Consider the following 20,862-nt stretch of genomic DNA (forward strand, 5'->3'; position numbering starts at 1 on the left):
TTCCGATACTCCCCGGCCGGATCGCGTCCGGCCATCTGCCCCGTCGTGACTGTCTTTTGTCTCCCGATGTTGTTTCGCAATCCGATCTTTATCGGCTTCCTGTCGAATGGCGACCTGACGGCGCGCGCTCAAATCACTTCAAAACGCAGCCCCGCATGGCAAACCAGGCGCTCGATGTAGCGCGCGTCGAACATCGTCGCGGGCGTCCAGAAGCCGCCGCCGCGTCCGGTCTTGACGCCGTCGTCGACGCAATCCAGCGCGAGACTGATCGCGGCCTGGCCGAGCATCTTGCCGGTGGAACCGTAGCCGGGATCGCGATCGCCGGTGACTTTCACGCGCAAGGTCTTCCCGTCGTCGGTGCGGCCGAAGAAGCGCAGATCGTAGCGGCCGGCCAGCTGCGCCGCGGCGCTCGGCCCCTCGCCGGGTTTCGGTAGCAGGAAGCGCTCCATCAGGCTGCGCACCGGCTTGATGACGACACCCACCATGAACGCGCCGAGACCGGCCACCATCGTCACCGCGGTCAGCCGGCCCTTGAGGCCCGTGCCCGTCATCACCGCTTCGTCATACGTGAAGCGGCTGCCGTACGCGTTGCCGGCAAGCGCATTGGAGCGATGCACGACACGCTCGTTGATCGCGGCCATCACGAACGGCGCGACCCACGCGTCGAAGTCGCGATCGAATGCGGCGGATCGCACCGCATGCTGGCGCATCGTGAAGCCATGCCCCTGCGGGCACAGCGAGTACGGATCGAGCAGTTCCCGGCGCAAGGCCGGATCGGCCGCCGCTTCCCGGACGACGTTGATCACGCTCGCCACCGTGCCGCCCGACGCGCCGCCCTTCAGCGTTTTCACCCGCATCTTCACCTGCGCGGCCGGCACGCCCCACCGCTGCCGCGCCTGCTGCTGCAGGAAGAACACGCCCATGTCCGACGGCACCGAATCGAAGCCGCAGCAATGGACGATGCGCGCGCCGGACTGACGCGCAGCAGGCTCGTACCTGTCGATCATCCGCTTGATCCATTGCGTCTCGCCCGTGAGGTCGCAGTAGTCGGTGCCGGTTTCCGCACAGACCCTGACCAGCGGCTCCCCGTAAAGCGCATAGGGGCCGACGGTGGACACGACCACCCGCGTCTGCGCGCAGAGCGCGCGAAGCTGCGCTTCGTCGGCCGCGTCGGCGACGATGATCGGCACCGACTGCCCGGCCGCACCCAGCGTATCCCTGACCTGCCTGAGCTTCGCTTCGGAACGGCCGGCGATGGCCCAGCGCAGCGTCTCGCCGCTGCCTGACAGGTACTCGGCCAGGTAGCGGGCGAGGATCTGCCCGACGAAACTGGTGGCGCCGAATACGACGAGATCGTGGGTCGGACGGGTCATGGGCGATTCCTTCGGCGCGGGCGTGCCGCGAAGTGGCGTGGCGTCAGCGTGGCTTTCCGGGTTCATCGAGGGCCTTCAACGGGGTCGGCAGGTTCAGCACCAGCTGCGCGTCCTTCACCACGTCCAGACGCAGGATGGTGGATGCGCCCAGCCCGTCGAGCAACTGGCTCAGCGGGCCGCCGTGCCGCACGAGCTCGACGTTGCGCGGCAGCAGGCGCTGAGCGAACGATAGCGCATTCGTCTGCACGAATGTCTGGTGCCATTCGCCGTCGATGCGGTTGATCATCGTCGACGTGCCCATGTGCGACTGCGACGCGACGTTCGTCAGCTCGGGCATCGGCACGCTCAGGCTCAGGTCCGGCCGGCCGCCGGGGCCGGCAATGCGGGCGCTGGCGGTGGCGTCGAGTTTCACGTCGATATCGGCGAGCCACTTGGGCAGCTGATAGCCGTGCACGCCGCGCACCCGCGCGATTTCCGTGGTGACCGGCAGCGCGAGCACGTGCGCGAAGAAGCTCCGGCGCCGCATCGAATCGAGCAGCTCGAGCGCGTGCGATCCGGTCGAGCCGGGCCGCCGGATCACCACCGCGACCGACACTTCGTCATACGGATCGTTGTCGCACACCGAATACGAGAAGAAGGTCAGCGCGACCAGCCCGTACCCGGGAAGCGCGCGCAGCGGCTCGAGCGGCACCGGCAGCGTGGTCCGCAGGCGTTCGAGCGGCGCAAGGAACAGCAGCTGAATGCTGCTGGAACGGTAGTAGAAATTCGGCGCCCAGGTCGGGCCGACCCGCGACGCGACCTGACGCTTCGGAATCCGACGGAAAAAATCGATGTTCCCCGCCGCGGGATCGCGCGCCACCTCGTCGAGGTCAGGATTCATCCGGAACCGGTCGTAGTACCCGCCTTCGGGCACGTCGACCTTGTGTGGGCCGAATTCGACCTGTGTAAACCGCCTGTCCATGTTCGTCGCCTCTCGTCGATGATCGACCGTGGCAGGCAACACCCGATGCCCGCTGACTCACCGCCGTCAGCAAGCACTCTAAGATTTAAGTCAACTTTAAGGTCAAGGCCCCGAGTAGAGGGGCACGTCGGATTGCGTTTGAGCGACTGGCCGGCGCTCGCCGTGCCCGCGCCGGATCATTTGGCGGTCGTGCGACGGCCCTTGCCGGGTGTCGATACCTCGCCCGGATTGCGCAACCGGTCCATCACCCAGCGCGTACGCTCCGAGCAGGTCAGTTCGGCCGGCCGGTTCTTGATGCTGTCGATCGCGACGCGCAGTTGCGCCTTGTTCTCCTCGAGGCGCTTCTGCATCGCGTCGATCTCGGCGACTTTCCGTTCGAGCGCCTCCACCAGCCCGTCATGCTGCCAGTTGCCGGCTTTCAACGGCAGCAGATGGCGGATCTGCTCCAGCGAGAATCCGGCGCTCTGTGCGCCGGCGATGATCTCGAGCATCCACACCGCGTCGTCGCCGTATTCGCGATAACCATTCGTGCCGCGCTCCACGGCCGTGAGCAGCCCCTCAGCCTCGTAGAAACGGATCCGCGAGGCCGTCAGGCCACTGAGCTTCGCGAGCTCGCCGATTCTCATCCCTGCCTCTCCAGCGTGTTGACATTAAACCTAACTTTAAACCTAGAGTGAACGCATCGCCAAGGCAGGCGGGCAGCGGATGCCACCGCATGCGCCGCGCCGGCCTGGCGACCCTCGCGAACGGCAGGACCGTCACGGATCGATATCGCCCACCGAACAGGAGCAGACATGGGATACGTCACAACGCAGGATGGCGTCGACATCTTCTACAAGGACTGGGGGCCGCGCGACGCGCAGGTCATCTTCTTTCATCATGGCTGGCCGCTCAGCGCCGACGACTGGGATGCGCAAATGCTCTTCTTCCTGGCACAGGGCTATCGCGTGATCGCGCACGACCGTCGCGGCCATGGGCGCTCCAGCCAGGTGTGGGACGGTCATGACATGGATCACTACGCGGACGACGTCGCCGCGGTCGTGAATCACCTCGGCGTGCAAGGCGCCGTTCATGTCGGCCATTCGACCGGCGGCGGCGAGGTGATCCACTACGTCGCCCGTCACGGCGAAGACCGCGTCGCCAAGGCCGTGCTGATCAGCGCCGTTCCGCCGCTGATGGTCAAGACGGACAGCAATCCGGGCGGCCTACCGAAGGACGTGTTCGACAACCTCCAGGCGCAACTCGCGGCGAACCGTGCGCAGTTCTACTACGACGTGCCCGCCGGCCCGTTCTACGGCTATAACCGCGACGGCGCGAAGCCGTCGCAAGGCGTCATCTGGAACTGGTGGCGGCAGGGCATGATGGGCAGCGCGAAGGCGCACTACGACGGCATCGTCGCGTTCTCGCAGACCGACTTCACCGAAGACCTGAAAAGCACCACGATCCCCGTTCTCGTGATGCATGGCGACGACGACCAGATCGTCCCATATGCGGATTCCGGGCTCCTGTCGGCGAAGCTGGCGAGGAACAGCACGCTGAAGACGTATGCGGGCTTCCCGCATGGCATGCCCACGTCCAACGCCGAAACGATCAACGCCGATCTGCTCGCGTTCATCCGCGGCTGAAAATCGACGAGGCCACTGCGGCCTTCAGTTGCCCTTGCGGCTGAAGGCCGTCTCCTGCCCGCTCTCGAACGCAGCTAGTCGAGCCCGCGAAGAAAATCGGGAACCGCTTCTCCGATCGAGGCAAGATAGCCGGCCATCGCGCCGGCGACCTTGCGCACGGCGGGGCGTGCCGTCATCCGCTCACGCCACGCGAGCAGGCGGGGCGTCTCGTCCGTCATCGGTGCGCCCTTGCGCGCGCCGAACAACTGCGCCATGTAGAACGCGATGTCGGCATAGGAATACGTTCCGGCCAGAAACGCGCGATCCGCCAGCACGTGCTCCATACGCCGATAGTATTGCGCCGCCGCGGCGCGTGCAGCCTGTGCCGCCGGATCGTCCGGTGTCTCCTCCAGCCCCATCAGCCTGACGACATGCGGAAAATAGATTTCGTCGCTGCAGTGCTCGAGCTGACGCGCGATCGCGCGCGCCGCCGGATGCGCCGGCCATAGGGCGGGATCGGGCTTCAGGTCTTCAAGATATTCGAAGATTTGCGTGGAATCGAAGAGCTCCAGATCGCCGTCGATCAGCACCGGCACCTGCCGCTTCGGGTTGATCCGCAACACGTCCGGATGCTTGGGATCGTAGCCGCGACGCTGGCTGAACGGCACCATCACCAGTTCGAAGTCGATGCCCTTCTCGTGCACGGCCATCTCGACCTTCGCACCAAACATGCTTAGCGGCCCGGAAATGATCTTCATTGTTTGATCCCTCGTGATGTCATGCTGCGTCGCCCGCGTCGATGAAACGAATCGGGAATGCGGGACAGCATAAGCCCGATAACATGACACCTCATGTCAGGTATTTGAGGTAACGTGTCGCTCATGAAAGCGAGCCGCCTGTTGTCGATCATGATGATGCTGCAAGCGCGCGGCCGGATGACCGCACCGGCGCTCGCCGCAGCATTGGAAGTATCCGAGCGCACGATCCTGCGCGACATCGACCAGCTCTCCACGGCCGGCGTGCCGATCTGGGGCGATCGCGGCCGCAACGGCGGCTTTCAGTTGAGCGACGGCTGGCGTACCGATCTCACCGGGCTCACCGAGCATGAAGCGCACGCGCTGATTCTGGCGGGCTTGCCCGGGCCGGCGCGAGAATTGGGCCTCGACGGCATGGCGACTTCCGCGCGGCTGAAGATGATCGCAAGCCTGCCGCCCGGCCCGCGCGAGCATGCCGATCGCGTCGCCAGCCGGCTGCACGTCGACACCGTCGACTGGTATCGCGCGCAGGAAACGCCGGCCTTCCTGCGTGACGTGGCCGATGCGGTGTGGGGTTCGTATCGTATCGACGTGAAATACCAGAGCTGGCGCGGCGTGTCCCGCCGCGCACTCGAACCGCTCGGCCTGGTGCTCAAGGGTGGCGCGTGGTACCTGGTTGCCAAGGTGGTCGGCAAGCCCGGCGCACTCACGTTCCGTCTCGCGAATATCCTCGAACTCGATGCATCGCGCCGCCGCTTCAAGCGGCCCGCGCGATTCGACCTCGCGACGCACTGGCGCGACGCGATGAGCCGGTACGAAGCCGACCTCAATCGGCTGACCGCCCATATCGCCGTATCGCCGCGCGGTGAAACCTGGCTGGCCAACGCGCGGATCAAGGCCGAGCCGGTCGCGCCGGAACAAGGCAGCACGGAGGTGCCGCCGGGATGGAAGGCGTTCCTGATGCCGATCGAATCGATCGAGCACGGCGCGCGGAAATTGCTGGGGCTCGGCGCGCACGTGAAGATCCTCGGGCCGCAGGCGCTCAAGGATCAGTTCATCAACGAGTTGGCGCAGGTGCAGGCGCTTTATCAGGTCGGTGACGATTGAAGCATCGCGTTGCGCGCCGACGTGGTCGCCGCGATTCGAAACAATGGAGCCGTTGAGTCTTCGTCAAGTTTGACGTCGGGCTTTTCAAGGTGGTACTGCCGGCCACGCCGGTCGATCATCGCGCTTCCCCTCAACCCCGACCTGTTCCGCCACCGGCCCTCGATGGACGATTGACAGCCGCCGGCAGAGCGCCGACAGTTCCGGCATCGCCGCTCGATCGTGCGGGCCGGCATACCGGGGATCGGCCACCGCGAGCGCAAGCGCACGTGCCGCGCCTGTCGCAAGCAAGGCGCCCATGGACTGCTAGCCAACCATACCGAGAGAACAGCATGCCGCTTCAGTCGAACTACCCCAACACGCTCCACTACGTTCGGCAGAATGCGCGCCGGCTGACCTATGACATCGGCTACTACCTGAGCCCGCACAGCGACGGAGCGATCACCGTCGGCTACGAGATCGTGCAGGCGGCGCACCACGGCCGCATCGGCTGCGCGGCGACCACGCTCGATTTCCGGGGCTCGCTCGAAGAAGCGGAACGGTATCTGGTCAAGCAGCTCGAAGCGATGGTCGAGGACTTGCCCGAGTCGTGGGAATCGGATCAATACAGAAACCGCAAGGAGACGGACGAGAGCGCGGTCGAGCATGCGTGGCTGATACGCAGCGTCTATGGCTACTGGCCGAAATTTCATGACGCCGGGGTACTGGCCATCGCACTGCGCCGGGTCAACGTGAACGGGGGATGGCAAACGGATATGGAACTCACGATCCGTCATGCCGGGCAAGACAATCCGGCATGGAAGGGGCCGCAAACGCCTTGTCGGATTACGTTCCTGTTCGAGGACGTAGAGGGAACCGAGTTCGCGACGGAAAATGTCGCGCTCCCGTCGTGGATTTACGATCTGCGGTTTTCTCATTGCGACGATGGCCGCATCCAGATCGACCTGTATCCGTCGACCGGCTTCGGGATCCTGCTCTACTGTCGTGCCGCGACCGTCATCCGCATCGAGCCCTGCGCTGCAGACGACGTCGGCACCTGAAAGCCACATCGGCACAGTCAGATTTCGTCGGAGAACTCGTCGAGAAAGCGCTGCAATCGATCGCGGCGAACGATCGCCATACGCGTACCGGTGACGGTCTGAAAACCGGTTGAAAGCCTCAGCAGTTTCGTGCGGAAGTGATCGATCGCGAATCGCGTGTCGTCGAGCGCCCGTGCCGATGCGTGCGGATCCGCCGGGTCGTACAACGCGCTGCCCATCCGGCCCGCGACATAAAAGCACCGCGCGACGCCCACCATGCCGATCGCATCGAGCCGGTCGGCGTCCTGCAGCACCTTGGCTTCGATCGTCTTCGGCGCGACACCGGCCGAAAAACTGTGCGCCTCGACCGCGTGTGCAACCGCGTCGATCTTCGCATCCGGCCAGTCCAGCGACTTCAGCACCTGCCGGGCCTTTTCCGCCGACAGCCGCGATGCCTGCGCGCGAAGTGGCGAATCCTTCTCCACCGCCACGCAGTCGTGCAGCAGCGTCGCCGCCAACAGCACCTCCGCGTCGCCACCCTCCTGCGCGTGGATCGCGGCCGCGTTCTTCCACACGCGTTGCAGATGCGACGTGTCGTGCGAGCCGTCGCCATTGGCATCCCGCCAGTGCGCCAGCAAGGTGTTGGCCAGATCCTGAAAGGGTGCGAACGCAGGGAAAGTCATCGGGGAAAGCGGTCGAGATCGGGACGCCGATTATCGCCGCAAGCGCCGCGCGGCATACGATCCGCAATCCGATCCGCCCTTGATTCCGGTATATCAAGCGAACTACAACCTCCAGCAGAACCCGGTTGGCTTATAGTGCGGGTTGCCAATTCGACGAGGAGTGCTGCAATGACACTGCTGGCCAATGGTCCGTTTGAAGTGAAGCTGAATCCGGAATCCCTGAGTGCCGTCGCGGAACAGACCGGGCTCGGCCGCATGTCGCTGGACAAGCAGTATCACGGCGACCTGGAAGCCGTCAGCCAGGGAGAGATGCTAGCGTTTCGAAGCAGCATCCCGGGCTCCGCCGGCTATGTGGCAATGGAAACCGTGCAAGGCGCGCTGGGCGGCCGCCACGGCAGTTTCGTCCTGCAGCACAGCTCCACCATGGCTCGCGGGCAGCCGCAGCAGTCGATCACCGTCGTGCCCGATTCCGGCACGGGAGAATTGCTGGGGCTCGCCGGCTCGATGATCATCACCATCGACAACGGCCTGCATTCGTACCGCTTCGACTACACGTTGCCGGAATCGCCTCGGTAAGCCGGCTCATGCAGCCGATACGGCTGCTTCGTGTGGTCGCCGCGCCGGGGCAATGACGCCCTCCATGCAGCATTCATCTGCCCGATACCCGGCAATTGCGCTTCGACGAACGCATTGCCGGTTTCGCACGTGAACACGCGGATGCGTTCGACCGCGATGACGCACTCATCCGTCACCGAGCCATGACACCACGATCGCCACGCGTTCAATTCCACGCATGGCGCGCCGGTCGCACGCCGTTCAGGTAGTAGTTGCCGACGAGGTGATATTTCCAGCGCACCGGATCGTGCAGCGTATGCGTGCGTGCATTGCGCCAGTGCCGGTCGAGGTTGTGCTCGGCCAGCGTCGACTGCGTCCCCGCCAGCTCGAACAGCTTCTCGCCCGCCAGCAGCGCGATTTCCGTCGTCAGCACCTTCGCCTCGCCCACCGCCACCGATGCGCGTGCGACGTCGTCCTCGGTCACGTCGCCGCGCGCCGCGATCTCGTCGAGCGTACGCGCCGCGCGCTCGAGCAGCGCCTCCGCCGCATGCAGCTGGATGTGCAGATGGCCGACCTCGCGAATCGTCAACGGATCGTCGGCCGCCCGCTCGACGCCGCTGTCGACCCACGGCCGCGTGCGCGAGCGCACGAACGCCAGCGTATCGTCGAGCGCGGCCTTCGCGATGCCCGCGTCGATCGCGGCCTGGATGATCTGCGACAGCGGGCCGTTCAGCGTCGGCAGGTCGGACACGCGCTGCGCCGGTAGCACGTGCGACGCCGGCACGCGCACGTTGTCGAGCACGACGGTGCCGCTCGCGGTGGTCCGTTGCCCGAACCCCGACCAGTCGTCGATCACGGTCAGCCCCGACGCGGGCTGGCGAATGTACGCGAGCCACGCTTGCCCCGTGTCGTCGAGGCCGAGCACCGGCACGTAATGCGCGAACAGCGCGCCGGTCGAATAGAACTTGGTGCCGTCGACGACGTAATCGTCGCCGTCCCGCCGCACGCGTGTCTTCAGGTCGAGCACGTGCTTCGTGCCTTTCTCCGAAAAGCCGTTGCCGAACCGCTTGCCGCTCAGCACTTCCGAGAACAAGTGGCGCTTCTGCGCGTCGGTGCCGGTCAGCGCGATCACGTCGACCAGCCCGAAATGATTCTGCGGCAACTGCCCGAGCGACGGATCGGCCGCCGCGACGATCTTCACCACCTCGGTCAGCGTCACGTGCGACACGCCCGCGCCGCCGTAAGCCTTCGGCACGGTGATGGCCCACAGCCCCGACTGCGAGAACCATTCGATCTCGTCACGGGGCAGCCGGCGCTCCCGGTCACGCTCGGCCGCGCCTTCCGCGAGCCGCTGCGCAAGCGCGTGCGCGGCCGCGATGGCCTGCGCGTCGTCGGCGATCACGCGGGCCGCTTGCGGTTGTGTATCGGCCGGCCGTTCCTGGATCGTGGCGCTCGTCTCTGACATCGGGTTCTCCTGCGGATTGACGGAAACATTCAATCTAGCAGCGCCGCGCACGCCGGCAAACCGAGCGATTCGCACAACGATATTCCTTCGCATGACAAACGATGCAATGCGCGGCCCGCAATGCACCACGCGTCAGCGACGATATCGACGCCCCCGCATCGATGCCACGCCGCCTCGCCCGCGTAATGCCCGGTGACGATAACGATGTACGAATCCGTTATTGGATCGTCAGCAGCGTGCTTCCTATACTGGCCTGCCGGCATCGACGGCCCCGCCTTTCAAGGATCACCGCATGACTTCGTCTCCCGCAGCAACCGAACTTTCCACCGGCACTGACTATGACGCGCTTGCCAGCCGCTTCAGGCCGATCTTCGAACGCATCGCGGCCGGCACCGCGGAACGCGAACGGCGCCGCGAGCTGCCGCACGAGGCGATCGGCTGGCTGAAGGCCGCAGGCTTCGGCGCCGTGCGGCTGCCGGTGCGCGATGGCGGCGCCGGCGCGTCGCTGCCGCAGCTGTTCCGGCTGCTGACCGAGCTCGCGACCGCCGATTCCAATCTGCCGCAGGCATTGCGCGGGCACTTCGCGTTCGTCGAGGACTGGCTGAACGCGCCGCCCGGCGCCGATCGCCAGACCTGGTTCGACCGCTTCGCGAGCGGCCAGCTCGTCGGCAATGCATGGACGGAAACCGGCGACGTGGCGCTCGGCCAGACCATCACGAAGGTGTCGGAAAAGAATGGCCGGCTCATGCTGAACGGCCGGAAGTTCTACAGCACCGGCAGCCTGTTCGCCGACTGGATCGACGTGTTCGCGCAACGCGCGGACGACGGCCGTGACGTGATCGTCGCCGTCTCGACCGCGCAGCCCGGCGTAATTCGCGAAGACGACTGGGACGGCTTCGGCCAGACGACGACCGGCAGCGGCACCACGCGCTTCGAGGACGCGGCGGTGGACGCGCGGGACGTGATCGACTTCGCGCGACGCTTCAAGTACCAGACGGCGTTCTACCAGCTCTTCCACGTCGCGACGCTGGCCGGCATCGGCCACGCGATCGTGCGCGACGCGGGCGACCTGGTGCGCCGCCGCACCCGCGTGTACAGCCACGGCAACGCCCCGCGCGCGGCCGATGACGCGCAGCTGCAGCAGGTGATCGGCGAGATCGCGTCGTGGGCCTATGCGGCCGACGCGCTCGCGCTGCGCGCCGCGCAGCCGCTTCAACGGGCCTACGAGGCGCACTTCGGCGGCGACGAGGCGGCCGAGCACGATGCGAACGTCGCGGCCGAGATCGAATCCGCGCAAAGTCAGCTCGTCGTGTCGGACCTCGTGCTGCGCGCGGCGACGCGCCTGTTCGACGCGCTCGGCGCGTCGGCGACCCGCAGCACGACGGCGCTCGATCGTCACTGGCGCAACGCGCGCACCGTGTCGTCGCACAATCCGCTCGTCTACAAGGCGCGGATCGTCGGCGACTGGGTCATCAACGGGCGCACGCCGCCGTTCGTCTGGCAGATCGGCAACGGCCCGGGTGCGAGTTCAAACACGAGCACGCACGCAGAAACAGGAGCCGCCCAATGAGCAAGACCATCCGCTTCAATGCGTTCGAGATGAACTGCGTCGGCCATCAGTCGCCCGGGCTGTGGGCCCATCCGCGCGACCGGTCGTGGCAATACAAGGATCTCGACTACTGGACCGACCTCGCCCGTGTGCTCGAACGCGGGATTTTCGATGCGATCTTCATCGCGGACGTGATCGGCTACTACGACGTCTACAAGGGCAGCAATTACCACGCGCTGCACCAGGCCGCGCAGATCCCCGTCAACGATCCGCTGCAGCTCGCCGCGCCGATCGCGATGGCGACCGAGCATCTCGGCATCGGCATCACCGCATCGACGACGTTCGAGCACCCGTACACGTTCGCACGCCGGCTGTCGACGGCGGACCATCACACGAAGGGCCGGCTCGCGTGGAACATCGTCACGTCCTACCTCGAAAGCGGCGCGAAGAACGTCGGCGATCACGGCCTGCGCACGCACGACGACCGCTATGCGGTCGCGGCCGAATACGTCGAGGTGCTGTACAAGCTGTTCGAGGGCAGCTGGGAAGACGGCGCGGTCGTGCGCGATCGCGACGGCCGCGTGTTCACGCATCCGGAGAAGGTGCACGAGATCGGCCACAAGGGCCGTTTCTTCGACGTGCCCGGCTACCACCTGTGCGAGCCGTCGCCGCAGCGCACGCCGGTGCTGTTCCAGGCCGGCGCGTCCGGCCCCGGCAAGGTGTTCGCCGCGCAGCATGCGGAATGCGTGTTCGTCGCCGCGCCGACCCGCCCGCAGCTCGCGCGCTACGTGGCCGACGTGCGCGCGCAGGCCACGGCCGCTGGGCGCGACGCGAGCAAGGTCCTGATCTACAACCTCGTCACCGTGATCGTCGACGAAACCGACGAGAAGGCGCAGGCCAAGTTCGACGAGTACCGCAAGTACGTGTCGTATGACGGCTCGCTGGTGTTCATGTCCGGCTGGACCGGCATCGACTTCGGCCAGTACGCACCGAACGATCCCGTCCGGCGCGTCGAAACGAATGCGATCGTGTCGGCGGTCGAGCACCTCGCGGGCGGTGACACCGCGTGGACGATCGAGGAACTGGCGGCCTGGGGCGGCATCGGCGGCCTGGGCCCGGTGTTCGTCGGCTCGGCCGAGACCGTCGCGGACATCCTGCAGGAATGGGTCGCCGCCACCGACGTGGACGGCTTCAACCTCGCGTATGCGGTGGCGCACGAAACCTTCGAGGACGTCGTGCGTTTTCTCGTGCCCGAGTTGCAGCGGCGTGGCGTGTATCCGACCGGCTATGCGCCGGGCACGCTGCGCGAGAAACTGTTCGGCGGGTCGGCGCGGTTGCCGGACGAGCATCCGGCCGCGCAGTATCGCGACATCGAGCAGGTCAAGCGCGATGCCGAGCGGGTAGCCGCCTGAGCGTGACGACCATTCGGCGGCTGGTCGGCCTGCTGTGTGCGGGCCGGCCGGCTTCACGATGAGCAACAACCGGTGCGTCGGGCCACCACGCGCCCGGCACGCCGCCACCTGATCACCCCTCTCCCCTCATTCGACACCCGATGCGGGCTGTGCTTCCGCGCTCGTCCATCGAGCGGGCGAAACGTGCGGCTGCGGCAACCCACGACGACGCGCGCACCCACCGTGCGCGCGTTTCCCTGACGATGAGCGACCTCGATCGCGTTCAAACAGCGCCGTCGTCATCGATATCACGCGCCGTCGGCTCATAACGCACGATCAACAGGAACACGATCGGCGTGGCGGCGCTGATCGCGACGACCCAGAACATGTCCGTGCCGAGCCGCGCCTGCAGGATCGGCAGCACGAACAGCGCGAGCGCCTGGCCGATGCCGCACAGCGAACGCCCGAAGCCGACGCCGGTGCCGCGGATCGCCGCCGGATACGACAGCGTCGGATAGATCATCATCTGCGCACCGGGCCCGAACCCTTCCGCGAACAGCCAGGTGCCGAGCATCAACAGCACGAAGCCGATCGCGAGTGCGCCATGCGGATGCCCTGCCAGCGCGAGCGCCACGAGCGCGACGAACTGCAGCGCGAAGCCCGCGATCGCGACATGGCGCGACGCATGGCGATGGGCAAGGCGCATGCCCAGCAAGCCGCCGGTGAACGCAAACAGCACGTTCAGCGCCAGCGACGCCGCGATCGTTTCGAACACGCCCGCGCCGAGAAACTGCGACAGGATCGACGGCAGGAAGAACGCGATCGCCGTGTATTCGAACGGGATGCACAGGTTCATCACGCTGGCGACGATCGTGCGCCCCAGGTACGGGCGCTGGAACAGCACACGAATGCGCACGGGCGGCTGGCTCGGCGCGCGTCGGGCGTCCTCTGCTTCGTGCGCATGAATCCCGTACGACTCGCGCAGGATCCGCGCGGCATTGGCCAGGTCACCCTGGTTCGCGGCCCACAGCGGCGACTCGTTCATGAACCGGTTCCTGAACAGGATGATGACGAGCGCCGGCACCGCACCGAAGATCAGCGATGCACGCCACAGCCATCCCGCATGCTCGGCGGGCAGCAGGAAATACAGCCCGAAGATCAGCAGGAAGCAGGCCGACGACGCCACGTACCACATCGGGCACCACGCCGCGAGCCGCGACGCCTTGTTGCCGCGGCCGTTGAACTTCGAGAATTCCGCGAGAAACGCCATCGCGACGGGCAGGTCGATGCCGACCCCGAGCCCCATCACGAAGCGCGCGCCGATCAGCACCCAGACGTTCGGCGCGAGCCCGGCCGCGATTGCCGCGACCACGAAAAACAGCATGTCGGCCATGAACACCTGATAGCGGCCGATCTTGTCGGTCAGCCATCCGCCGATCAGGCTGCCGAAGATCGTGCCGATCATGATCGCCGACCCGACCAGCCCGGTCAGCGCCGGTGTCAGGCCGAACTCGCGCGCCACGTCGTCGATTCCGTAGGACAGCGTCGTCAGGTCGTACGCGTCGAGAAAGACGCCGCCGAGCGCCAGCAGCACGATCATCCGGGCATGGCTGACCGAGCTGCCCACCGTGTTGATCAGGCGCGCGACGTCGCTTGCCGAGCGAATGGGTGAGGAAACCGGGGTGACGGCGTTCAGATCGATCGAACTCATCGTATTCCTTAGTTTTACGCCGAATGACCGGCGATGTCCGCATGGAGCCGGAAGTCGGGCATATTCATTCGCGATCGACAGAGACCATGCACGGCCAGACGCCGCTCGACACGCGACGCCATCACGTTCCGGCAGCACGCATTCTGTTCTCCCGGTTCCGTTATCCCAAGCGATATAAATCGATAAATTAATCGGCCCGCGTCATAAAGTTGCTCGTCATCCACGCTTAGCAGCAGCGTGCATGTTCAATCGCGAATTGCTTCGTTCACGGCGCGCCGATGCTTCGTTACATTGACCGGTCACCCTGCCTGTTCGCGGCGCCTTGCCGCCCTTCCGGAGAATCCCCGATGAAGCTGTCCTGGTCCCGCGCGTGGCAATCCGCGGCCCTCGTCGTTGCCGCGTTCGCCAGCCTCGTTTCGGTGCATGCACGCGCCGCGACGCCCGCGGAGATCCGCGTCGACTACGCGTACTACTCACCGGAGAGCCTGGTGATCCGCCACTTCGGCTGGCTCGAAGACGAATTCAAGGCCGACCGCACGTCGATTCGCTGGGTGCTGAGCCTGGGCAGCAATCGTGCGCTCGAATACCTGAACAGCGGTGCGGTCGATTTCGGTTCTGCAGCAGGCCTCGCGTCGGTGCTCGCGCGCGCGAACGGCAACCCGATCCATACGGTCTACGTGTTCTCGCGCCCCGAGTGGACCGCGCTGGTGGTCCGCAAGGATTCGCCGATCCGCTCGCTCGCCGACCTGAAGGGCAAGAAAATCGCCGCGACGCGCGGCACCGATCCGTTCCTGTTCACGCTACGCGCGCTGCACACGGTCGGCCTGACCCGCGACGACGTCGAAATCGTCAACCTGCAGCATCCGGACGGGCGCACCGCGCTCGCGAACGGCCAGGTCGATGCTTGGGCCGGCCTCGATCCACACATGGCCGCGGCGCAGCTCGACGACGGCGCGCGCCTGCTCTATCGCAATGTCGCGTTCAACACCTATGGCTTCCTGAACGTCCGCGACGCGTTCGCCAGCCAGTACCCGCAGGCGGTCACGCGCGTACTGAAGGTCTACGATCGCGCGCGCCAGTGGATCGTCGCGCATCCGGCCGACACCGCGCAGATCGTCGCCGACGAATCGAAGGTGTCGCTGCCGGTGGCGAAACTGCAGCTGCAGCGCAACGACTTCAGCGATCCCGTTCCCGGCGACACCCAGCGCGCGGCGCTGAAGGCCGCCGCCCCCGTATTGACGGCCGAACAGCTGACCAAGCCCGGCGTCGATCCCGCGAAGATCGTCGATACGCTGATCGATCCGTCGTTCGCACGGCCGGTCGTCGACGCATCGCGCTGAGGCTGCCGCCCATGACCGACACCGCCGCCCGCGACGACACGCTCGCGCCCCGCCGCCCCGCTTCGCCAGCCGCCGGCCGGCGCGATCCGCTTCGCCGGTGGCGAATCGCGGGCCTCGCGCTACCGTTCGCGGCGCTCGCGTTGCTGGAGGTCGTCGTGCGGCAGGGCTGGCTGCCGAATCATCTCGTCCCGGCGCCGAGCGAGATTCTCGACACGCTCGCCCGCCTCGGCGTCACGCGCGTGGCGCGCCACGTCGGCGCGAGTACGCTGCGGGTCGCGGCGGGGTTTGCGGCGGGCGCCGGACTCGCCCTCGTCGTTGGCGCGGCGATGGGCCTGAGCCGCCGGATCGACGCGCTGTTCGAACCGACGTTCCAGGCGCTGCGCGCGATTCCGTCGCTCGCATGGGTGCCGGTGTTGCTGCTGTGGCTCGGCATCGACGAAGCACCGAAGATCACGCTGATCGCCATCGGCGCCTTCTTCCCGGTCCACCTCGCGGTGGTCGCCGGCATACGCGACGTCGACCGCAAGCTCGTCGAACTCGGCGCGGTGTACCGGCTCGGCCCGTTCGCGCTGTTCCGCCGCATCCTGCTGCCGGCCGCGCTGCCGCAGATCGTCACCGGCTTGCGCACCGGCCTCAGCCTCGCGTGGATGTTCATGGTCGCCGCGGAACTGATCGCGGCCACGCGCGGGCTCGGCTTCCTGTTGAGCGACGGCCGCGAAACCGGGCGCCCCGATCTCGTGTTCGGGGCGATCCTGCTGCTGGCGTTGCTCGGCAAGCTGACCGACGGCGCGATGGCGCGCATCGAGTCGCGCTGGCTCGGCTGGCGCGATGCATTCGACCCCACGCCCCGTAAGAGGTCGCAATGAGCACACGTTCTTCCGCACACACGGCGGCGCGCACCGCGACACCGCTGCTCGACGTGCGCATCACCCGCAAGCTTTACGGCGATCGCACGATCCTCGCCGATGTCCCGCTGCAGGTCGCGCGCGGCGAGATCGTCTGCGTGGTCGGCCCGAGCGGTTGCGGCAAGAGCACGCTGCTGCGGATCGTCGCCGGCCTCGACACCGATTACCGCGGCAGCGTGAAGCTGGGCGGCGTCGCGCTCGACGGCCCGTCACCGCGCGCCGGCGTGATCTTCCAGGAGCCGCGGCTGCTGCCGTGGCTATCGATCGCGGACAACGTCGGCTTTGCGGCCGGCCCGCGCGGCGGGCGCGAGCCGGCCGTCGCACGGCTGCTCGACGAAGTCGGCCTGGCCGGGGTCGCGCGGCAACTGCCGGCCACGTTGTCGGGGGGAATGGCGCAGCGTGCGGCGATCGCGCGCGGGCTGTTCGGCGAGCCCGACCTGCTGCTGCTCGACGAACCGTTCAGCGCGGTCGATGCGATCACCCGGATGCGGTTGCAGACGCTGCTGCTCGATGTCGTCGCGCGGCACCGGACGGCCGCGATCGTCGTCACGCACGATCTGGACGAAGCGCTGTATCTCGGTGATCGCGTGCTGATGCTCGCGCCCAACCCGGGCCGCATCGACGACGAGATCCACGTCGGGGTCGCCCGGCCGCGCGATCGACGCGACCCGACGCTGGCCGTGCTGCGCGCGCGGCTGCTGGACGCATTCCAGCAGCTCCAGGATCGTGCCGACGAGACGACGCGCCGAACGCGCGACCTTCAGGCCTCCGAAGCCTGACTTCGCGCCGGCCGATTCACGACCGGCGTCGCCCGGCCCCGATTCGGCACGCGTTCAGCGCCGGGGCGACGCATCCGTCATCGAATACCGATGCTGCAGGAATCGCAGCCGTATCGGAGCGCCGCCACGGTGCGCGAGGTGTCGCGCGCCTGCTCACCGCTCAGCGAGGTGACATGCTGCAACCCACCGGGCGCACTTCAACCGTGCGTATGCCGCAACTCGCCGTCGATCGTTTGCGGCAGTCGCAGCAGGTTGAAGATCGGGCAGATGGCCTCGACCGCCTGATGCAATGCCCGAATCGTCTCCGGCGGTTCGGGCGACACGATATCGAGCGTGTAACGGAGGTTGTGCGGAAACACCGGCACATGCTCGAACCCCGGTTGCTGCGCGAGCGGATGCTGGTCGCCGGTCACCTCGACCTCGATCGAGTCGATCTTCAGGCCACGCTCCGCGGCCTGGATCAGCGTGATGTGCGTCAGGCAACTGCCCAGCACGCCGAGCTGCAGCTCCGGCGACGCCGGCCCGAGGTTGTAGCCCGCGAAATCGGGCGGGCTGTCGCTGATCACCTGGAAGTCGCGAATGCGGATCTCCCGCACGCCGCTGCGGCCCAGCGCGCGCACGGTCGCTTTCAGCGGGGTCGCCTTGAGTTCGGGATTGTTGCGGGCGGCTTCTTTTTTCGCGAGCCACGCGTCGCGCTTTTGTTCGAGATAGTCGTTCAGTGTCGTCATGTCGGGCCGATACGGTCGCAATGACCGGCCGCGCATACGGCGGCCAATCGAGAGGGAGCTTCATGCTATTCCCTTCCCCGATTGCCACGAAACGATCAATCCAGCAAAGCAATTCGCAGGAAGTGATGTCGCATTGCGGCACACGCGCTCGGCAATTTTCGGCTGTCGTTCATCCCCTCGAGTTATCCACAATTTCCGTGCATAACCCTGTGGAGAACGTTGGAGAAATTGTCCGTCCGCCTTGACCGGCAAGGATCGCGGCGACGCCGTGCTGCCTCGCGGCCCCTGAACGCAGACCGCGTCGCATCGCGTTCGGCGATCGGCCGATCGTCGTGCTTCATCGCGCCGGTGCAGGGATCGCGTCGACATCGGCAGTCAGGAAGTCCGCACCGGAAATGTGCCGTTTCGACTCCGATGCACCGCGTCGGACACCCGTCCTGCCCGACGATCCAGCACCGCCACCCGCAGCGGTGCATCAGGCGAGCGCCTCGTCACGCAGACGGAACTGCGCAACCGCCGCACTCAGCCGCGCGCCCTGTTCGTCGAGCGACAGCGCGGCGGCCGCGGCCTCCTCGACCAGCGCGGCATTGCGCTGCATCGTCTGCTCCATCTGGATGACCGCGGCGTTCACCTGCTCGATGCCCGACGCCTGCTCCTCGAACGCCTGGCCGGTTTCGCTCATGATCGTATTGACGCGCTCGACCGCCGCGACCAGCTCGGCCATCGCCGAACCGGCCAGTGCGACGAGGCCGCTGCCGTCCTCGACACGCTGCGCGGAATGGCCGATCAGTTCGCGGATCTCCTTCGCCGCCGACGCGCAGCGCTGCGCGAGCCCGCGCACTTCCGTCGCGACGACCGCGAAGCCGCGCCCCTGCTCGCCGGCGCGCGCGGCTTCGACGGCAGCATTCAACGCGAGGATGTTGGTCTGGAATGCGATGCTTTCGATCACGCCGACGATCCCGGAGATCCGCGTGGAACTGAGCGAAATCGCCGACATCGTCTCGACCACGCGCTGCATCGCCTCGCCGCCGCGCGACGCGATGCCGGCCGCGCCTTCGACATAGGTGCGCGCATCGCGCGCGTTGTCCGCGTTCTGGCGCACGGCCGCCGTCAGCTGCTCGACGCTCGCCGCCGCCTGTTGCAGCGAGACGGCCTGCTGCTCGGTGCGCGCCGACAGGTCGACGTTGCCGCTCGCGATCGTGCGGACGTCGCCGACGATCGTCTCCGTGCTCGTGCGCACCTGGTTCACGGTGTCGACGAGGCCGTCCTGCATCCGCTTCAGCGCATGCAGCAGATAGGCCATCTCGTTCTCGCCGGGCACGACGACCGTTCCGGTCAGGTCGCCTGTCGAGATCTTCTCGAACTGGTCGACCGCGAGCTTGATCGGCTCGATGATCGCCTTCGCGAGCACGCGCTGCGCAAGGAAGCCGACGACGAGTGCGAAGGCCGCGACCGCCGCCATCCCCCACACGATCCGGTGGAACTGCACGCCGGCCGCGTCATAACGCGCCTTTTCGCGCGCGACCTGGAACGCCTCGAGCGCATCGATCGCCTCCTGGTAGGCGGCGAACAGCTCGGGCGGTGCGGTACGTTGCGTGTCGAGGAAGCCGAAACCGTCGTCGCCGTCGAGTTGCGAGAGCGCCTTCAGGAACACGCGGTCGAGCAACGCCCGACGGCGATTCTGCAGCGTGTCGAACAGCGCCTGCTCGTCGGCGTTGCGCGCGTGCAGCCCCGCATAGGCATCCAGTTCGTCGTTGCTCTGCTTGAGGAGCGTGCGGAGTTTCGCGATCTCTTCCTTGCCCGAGCGGCCGGCGCTGATGATCTGCGCGACGTCGCTCATGCGCTCGCGCAGCACGAGCATCCGCTCGGAGCTGGTCTTCAGGTGCAGCAGCGACGCGGTGTCGTCGCGGTACATCGCCTCGAGCGAACCGTTGCCCATATAGAGGGCCGCGATGCTCGCGCCGACCACCAGCACGAGCAGCACGGTATAGCCGGCGATGGTCGCGACGAGGCCACCACGGATAGTGAGTTGTTTTCGCATGACGTTCCCTTGCGCCGGCCGGGCGCGGCCAGCGGCGGATGTGGATTCCGGATCACGAAAGACGCGCGCCGTATCGCAACACGGGGCGCATGGGCTGCGAACGGGTTAACGGCGGCGGGAACGGGGAGGTTTTACCGATACGCGACGTGAATCTTGACGATTGCGACAGGGGCAGGGGCGAAGCGGTACGTGACGAGGGCGCGAAGCCGTGCCCACGATCATCTGGGAGTGAAGAAAGGCATCCTGATCACTTCGACGCACTCCGACGGGTATCTAGCCGCCGTTCGTCAGCCTCGAACGAATCTCGTCCACCGACAGGTCGCGCTGATGCGTCGCGATCTGCCATCGATTCCCCCAAGGATCCCGCACCATCGCCCGCCTGTCGCCGTATGGCATGTCGGCGGGGGCTTCGAGCGTGGTCGCACCCGCTGCAAGCGCCCGCCGGTAGGTCAGGTCGGCATCCTCGACATACACGTACAGGAATGCCGGCATCGGCTCACGCAGGCCATCTTCCCCGCTGATCATCAAGACGGAATCACCGATCCTGATTTCCGCGGGCAACCCCGGGCGGTACTCGCCCTGTGCGTGAAATACCGTTCGGATGAATTCGATCAGGTTTTCAGGATCCGGCACGACGATCCGGGGCGTGACGGTGTGCCATCCATCGGGCTGGAACCTGGCCATGTCGGGCAGCCTCCGAAGAGATTTCCGACGGGTATTGTGCGCCGGGCGGCCTCTGTCGGCAAAGGGGGCGACGCTGCACTCCGCGGTGTCCACGCCGCCCTCCATTCAGATAGGGACGGATTCGACATGTCCGACGACGCGCGTCCCCTCTTCCTACGACATACATCCGCGCGGCCTCATGTTTAACTCATGCCCAACCGGATCGGGCGCATTCC

Annotated in this window: 19 protein-coding genes; 9 read left to right on the forward strand and 10 right to left on the reverse strand. The window is 66.6% G+C overall.

The window, feature by feature from the left end; all coding sequences use genetic code 11:
• Positions 1-128: 128 nt before the first annotated feature.
• From G3N98_RS08600 to G3N98_RS08610, 3 genes are all read right to left on the reverse strand, one after another.
• The gene (locus tag G3N98_RS08600) at positions 129-1,373 is read right to left on the reverse strand and encodes a saccharopine dehydrogenase NADP-binding domain-containing protein (RefSeq protein ID WP_206147917.1); all 1,245 of its coding nucleotides are present in this window, start codon (positions 1,371-1,373) and stop codon (positions 129-131) included.
• Between the two features lie 43 nt (positions 1,374-1,416).
• Positions 1,417-2,334 carry an acetoacetate decarboxylase gene (locus tag G3N98_RS08605; RefSeq protein ID WP_206147918.1) on the reverse strand — a complete coding sequence of 306 codons (918 nt, stop codon included), beginning with the start codon at positions 2,332-2,334 and terminating at the stop codon, positions 1,417-1,419.
• Between the two features lie 176 nt (positions 2,335-2,510).
• Entirely contained in the window at positions 2,511-2,960 is a 450-nt protein-coding gene (locus tag G3N98_RS08610) for a MerR family transcriptional regulator (RefSeq protein ID WP_175238974.1), read from the reverse strand.
• A 168-nt stretch (positions 2,961-3,128) separates the two neighbouring features.
• Here G3N98_RS08610 and G3N98_RS08615 point away from each other — a divergent pair, with 168 nt between their 5' ends.
• On the forward strand, positions 3,129-3,959 hold the full coding sequence (locus G3N98_RS08615; RefSeq protein ID WP_089464154.1) for an alpha/beta hydrolase: 831 nt from the start codon (positions 3,129-3,131) through the stop codon (positions 3,957-3,959).
• Positions 3,960-4,033: 74 nt separating this feature from the next.
• Here the strand turns inward: G3N98_RS08615 and G3N98_RS08620 are convergent, their stop codons facing one another.
• Entirely contained in the window at positions 4,034-4,696 is a 663-nt protein-coding gene (locus G3N98_RS08620; protein ID WP_206147919.1) for a glutathione S-transferase family protein, read from the reverse strand.
• Between the two features lie 123 nt (positions 4,697-4,819).
• Between G3N98_RS08620 and G3N98_RS08625 the strand changes: the two genes are divergently transcribed.
• The gene (locus G3N98_RS08625; protein WP_206147920.1) at positions 4,820-5,800 is read left to right on the forward strand and encodes a YafY family protein; all 981 of its coding nucleotides are present in this window, start codon (positions 4,820-4,822) and stop codon (positions 5,798-5,800) included.
• A gap of 329 nt (positions 5,801-6,129) precedes the next feature.
• A complete protein-coding gene (locus G3N98_RS08630; protein WP_089476325.1) occupies positions 6,130-6,837 on the forward strand; it encodes an Imm50 family immunity protein in 708 nt (235 codons plus the stop codon).
• A 17-nt stretch (positions 6,838-6,854) separates the two neighbouring features.
• On the opposite strand, the gene G3N98_RS08635 is transcribed toward G3N98_RS08630, so the two are convergent.
• A complete protein-coding gene (locus G3N98_RS08635; protein ID WP_206147921.1) occupies positions 6,855-7,499 on the reverse strand; it encodes an HD domain-containing protein in 645 nt (214 codons plus the stop codon).
• Between the two features lie 168 nt (positions 7,500-7,667).
• Here G3N98_RS08635 and G3N98_RS08640 point away from each other — a divergent pair, with 168 nt between their 5' ends.
• Positions 7,668-8,075 (forward strand): DUF3224 domain-containing protein, encoded by a 408-nt coding sequence (locus G3N98_RS08640; RefSeq protein ID WP_206147922.1) that lies wholly within the window; start codon positions 7,668-7,670, stop codon positions 8,073-8,075.
• 205 nt (positions 8,076-8,280) lie between these two features.
• On the opposite strand, the gene G3N98_RS08645 is transcribed toward G3N98_RS08640, so the two are convergent.
• The gene (locus G3N98_RS08645) at positions 8,281-9,519 is read right to left on the reverse strand and encodes an SfnB family sulfur acquisition oxidoreductase (protein ID WP_174975318.1); all 1,239 of its coding nucleotides are present in this window, start codon (positions 9,517-9,519) and stop codon (positions 8,281-8,283) included.
• A 292-nt stretch (positions 9,520-9,811) separates the two neighbouring features.
• Here G3N98_RS08645 and G3N98_RS08650 point away from each other — a divergent pair, with 292 nt between their 5' ends.
• Both G3N98_RS08650 and G3N98_RS08655 read left to right on the forward strand, forming a co-directional pair.
• On the forward strand, positions 9,812-11,089 hold the full coding sequence (locus G3N98_RS08650; RefSeq protein ID WP_206147923.1) for an acyl-CoA dehydrogenase family protein: 1,278 nt from the start codon (positions 9,812-9,814) through the stop codon (positions 11,087-11,089).
• On the forward strand, positions 11,086-12,480 hold the full coding sequence (locus tag G3N98_RS08655; protein ID WP_206147924.1) for an LLM class flavin-dependent oxidoreductase: 1,395 nt from the start codon (positions 11,086-11,088) through the stop codon (positions 12,478-12,480). The genes G3N98_RS08650 and G3N98_RS08655 overlap by 4 nt, the downstream gene beginning before the upstream one ends.
• Positions 12,481-12,742: 262 nt before the next feature.
• On the opposite strand, the gene G3N98_RS08660 is transcribed toward G3N98_RS08655, so the two are convergent.
• Positions 12,743-14,170 carry an MFS transporter gene (locus G3N98_RS08660; RefSeq protein ID WP_206147925.1) on the reverse strand — a complete coding sequence of 476 codons (1,428 nt, stop codon included), beginning with the start codon at positions 14,168-14,170 and terminating at the stop codon, positions 12,743-12,745.
• Positions 14,171-14,517: 347 nt separating this feature from the next.
• On the opposite strand from G3N98_RS08660, the gene G3N98_RS08665 reads away from it, so the two are divergent.
• From G3N98_RS08665 to G3N98_RS08675, 3 genes are read left to right on the forward strand one after another with little or no spacing between them, the layout of a single operon-like run.
• Positions 14,518-15,510 carry an aliphatic sulfonate ABC transporter substrate-binding protein gene (locus G3N98_RS08665; protein ID WP_206147926.1) on the forward strand — a complete coding sequence of 331 codons (993 nt, stop codon included), beginning with the start codon at positions 14,518-14,520 and terminating at the stop codon, positions 15,508-15,510.
• An 11-nt stretch (positions 15,511-15,521) separates the two neighbouring features.
• Positions 15,522-16,376 (forward strand): ABC transporter permease, encoded by an 855-nt coding sequence (locus tag G3N98_RS08670; RefSeq protein WP_206147927.1) that lies wholly within the window; start codon positions 15,522-15,524, stop codon positions 16,374-16,376.
• Positions 16,373-17,194 carry an ABC transporter ATP-binding protein gene (locus tag G3N98_RS08675; protein WP_206147928.1) on the forward strand — a complete coding sequence of 274 codons (822 nt, stop codon included), beginning with the start codon at positions 16,373-16,375 and terminating at the stop codon, positions 17,192-17,194. The genes G3N98_RS08670 and G3N98_RS08675 overlap by 4 nt, the downstream gene beginning before the upstream one ends.
• 197 nt (positions 17,195-17,391) lie before the next feature.
• Here the strand turns inward: G3N98_RS08675 and G3N98_RS08680 are convergent, their stop codons facing one another.
• The 3 genes from G3N98_RS08680 to G3N98_RS08690 form a co-directional block, all read right to left on the reverse strand.
• Positions 17,392-17,922, reverse strand: a complete 531-nt coding sequence (locus tag G3N98_RS08680; protein WP_206147929.1) for an OsmC family protein — start codon at positions 17,920-17,922, stop codon at positions 17,392-17,394.
• Between the two features lie 475 nt (positions 17,923-18,397).
• Complete coding sequence (locus tag G3N98_RS08685) at positions 18,398-19,963, reverse strand: methyl-accepting chemotaxis protein (protein WP_206147930.1); 1,566 nt, start codon at positions 19,961-19,963, stop codon at positions 18,398-18,400.
• 273 nt (positions 19,964-20,236) lie between these two features.
• Positions 20,237-20,647, reverse strand: a complete 411-nt coding sequence (locus G3N98_RS08690) for a VOC family protein (RefSeq protein WP_206147931.1) — start codon at positions 20,645-20,647, stop codon at positions 20,237-20,239.
• Between the last annotated feature and the right edge of the window lie 215 nt (positions 20,648-20,862).

Source organism: Burkholderia sp. Tr-20390 (assembly GCF_017104595.1).
In the GTDB taxonomy this organism is placed as follows: Bacteria; Pseudomonadota; Gammaproteobacteria; order Burkholderiales; family Burkholderiaceae; genus Burkholderia.

Coding starts and splice junctions, on each gene's coding strand:
- G3N98_RS08600 (WP_206147917.1), bottom strand. CDS start 1,373: ATGACCCGTCCGACCCACGATCTCGTCGTATTCGGCGCCACCAGTTTC.
- G3N98_RS08605 (WP_206147918.1), bottom strand. CDS start 2,334: ATGGACAGGCGGTTTACACAGGTCGAATTCGGCCCACACAAGGTCGAC.
- G3N98_RS08610 (WP_175238974.1), bottom strand. CDS start 2,960: ATGAGAATCGGCGAGCTCGCGAAGCTCAGTGGCCTGACGGCCTCGCGG.
- G3N98_RS08615 (WP_089464154.1), top strand. CDS start 3,129: ATGGGATACGTCACAACGCAGGATGGCGTCGACATCTTCTACAAGGAC.
- G3N98_RS08620 (WP_206147919.1), bottom strand. CDS start 4,696: ATGAAGATCATTTCCGGGCCGCTAAGCATGTTTGGTGCGAAGGTCGAG.
- G3N98_RS08625 (WP_206147920.1), top strand. CDS start 4,820: ATGAAAGCGAGCCGCCTGTTGTCGATCATGATGATGCTGCAAGCGCGC.
- G3N98_RS08630 (WP_089476325.1), top strand. CDS start 6,130: ATGCCGCTTCAGTCGAACTACCCCAACACGCTCCACTACGTTCGGCAG.
- G3N98_RS08635 (WP_206147921.1), bottom strand. CDS start 7,499: ATGACTTTCCCTGCGTTCGCACCCTTTCAGGATCTGGCCAACACCTTG.
- G3N98_RS08640 (WP_206147922.1), top strand. CDS start 7,668: ATGACACTGCTGGCCAATGGTCCGTTTGAAGTGAAGCTGAATCCGGAA.
- G3N98_RS08645 (WP_174975318.1), bottom strand. CDS start 9,519: ATGTCAGAGACGAGCGCCACGATCCAGGAACGGCCGGCCGATACACAA.
- G3N98_RS08650 (WP_206147923.1), top strand. CDS start 9,812: ATGACTTCGTCTCCCGCAGCAACCGAACTTTCCACCGGCACTGACTAT.
- G3N98_RS08655 (WP_206147924.1), top strand. CDS start 11,086: ATGAGCAAGACCATCCGCTTCAATGCGTTCGAGATGAACTGCGTCGGC.
- G3N98_RS08660 (WP_206147925.1), bottom strand. CDS start 14,170: ATGAGTTCGATCGATCTGAACGCCGTCACCCCGGTTTCCTCACCCATT.
- G3N98_RS08665 (WP_206147926.1), top strand. CDS start 14,518: ATGAAGCTGTCCTGGTCCCGCGCGTGGCAATCCGCGGCCCTCGTCGTT.
- G3N98_RS08670 (WP_206147927.1), top strand. CDS start 15,522: ATGACCGACACCGCCGCCCGCGACGACACGCTCGCGCCCCGCCGCCCC.
- G3N98_RS08675 (WP_206147928.1), top strand. CDS start 16,373: ATGAGCACACGTTCTTCCGCACACACGGCGGCGCGCACCGCGACACCG.
- G3N98_RS08680 (WP_206147929.1), bottom strand. CDS start 17,922: ATGACGACACTGAACGACTATCTCGAACAAAAGCGCGACGCGTGGCTC.
- G3N98_RS08685 (WP_206147930.1), bottom strand. CDS start 19,963: ATGCGAAAACAACTCACTATCCGTGGTGGCCTCGTCGCGACCATCGCC.
- G3N98_RS08690 (WP_206147931.1), bottom strand. CDS start 20,647: ATGGCCAGGTTCCAGCCCGATGGATGGCACACCGTCACGCCCCGGATC.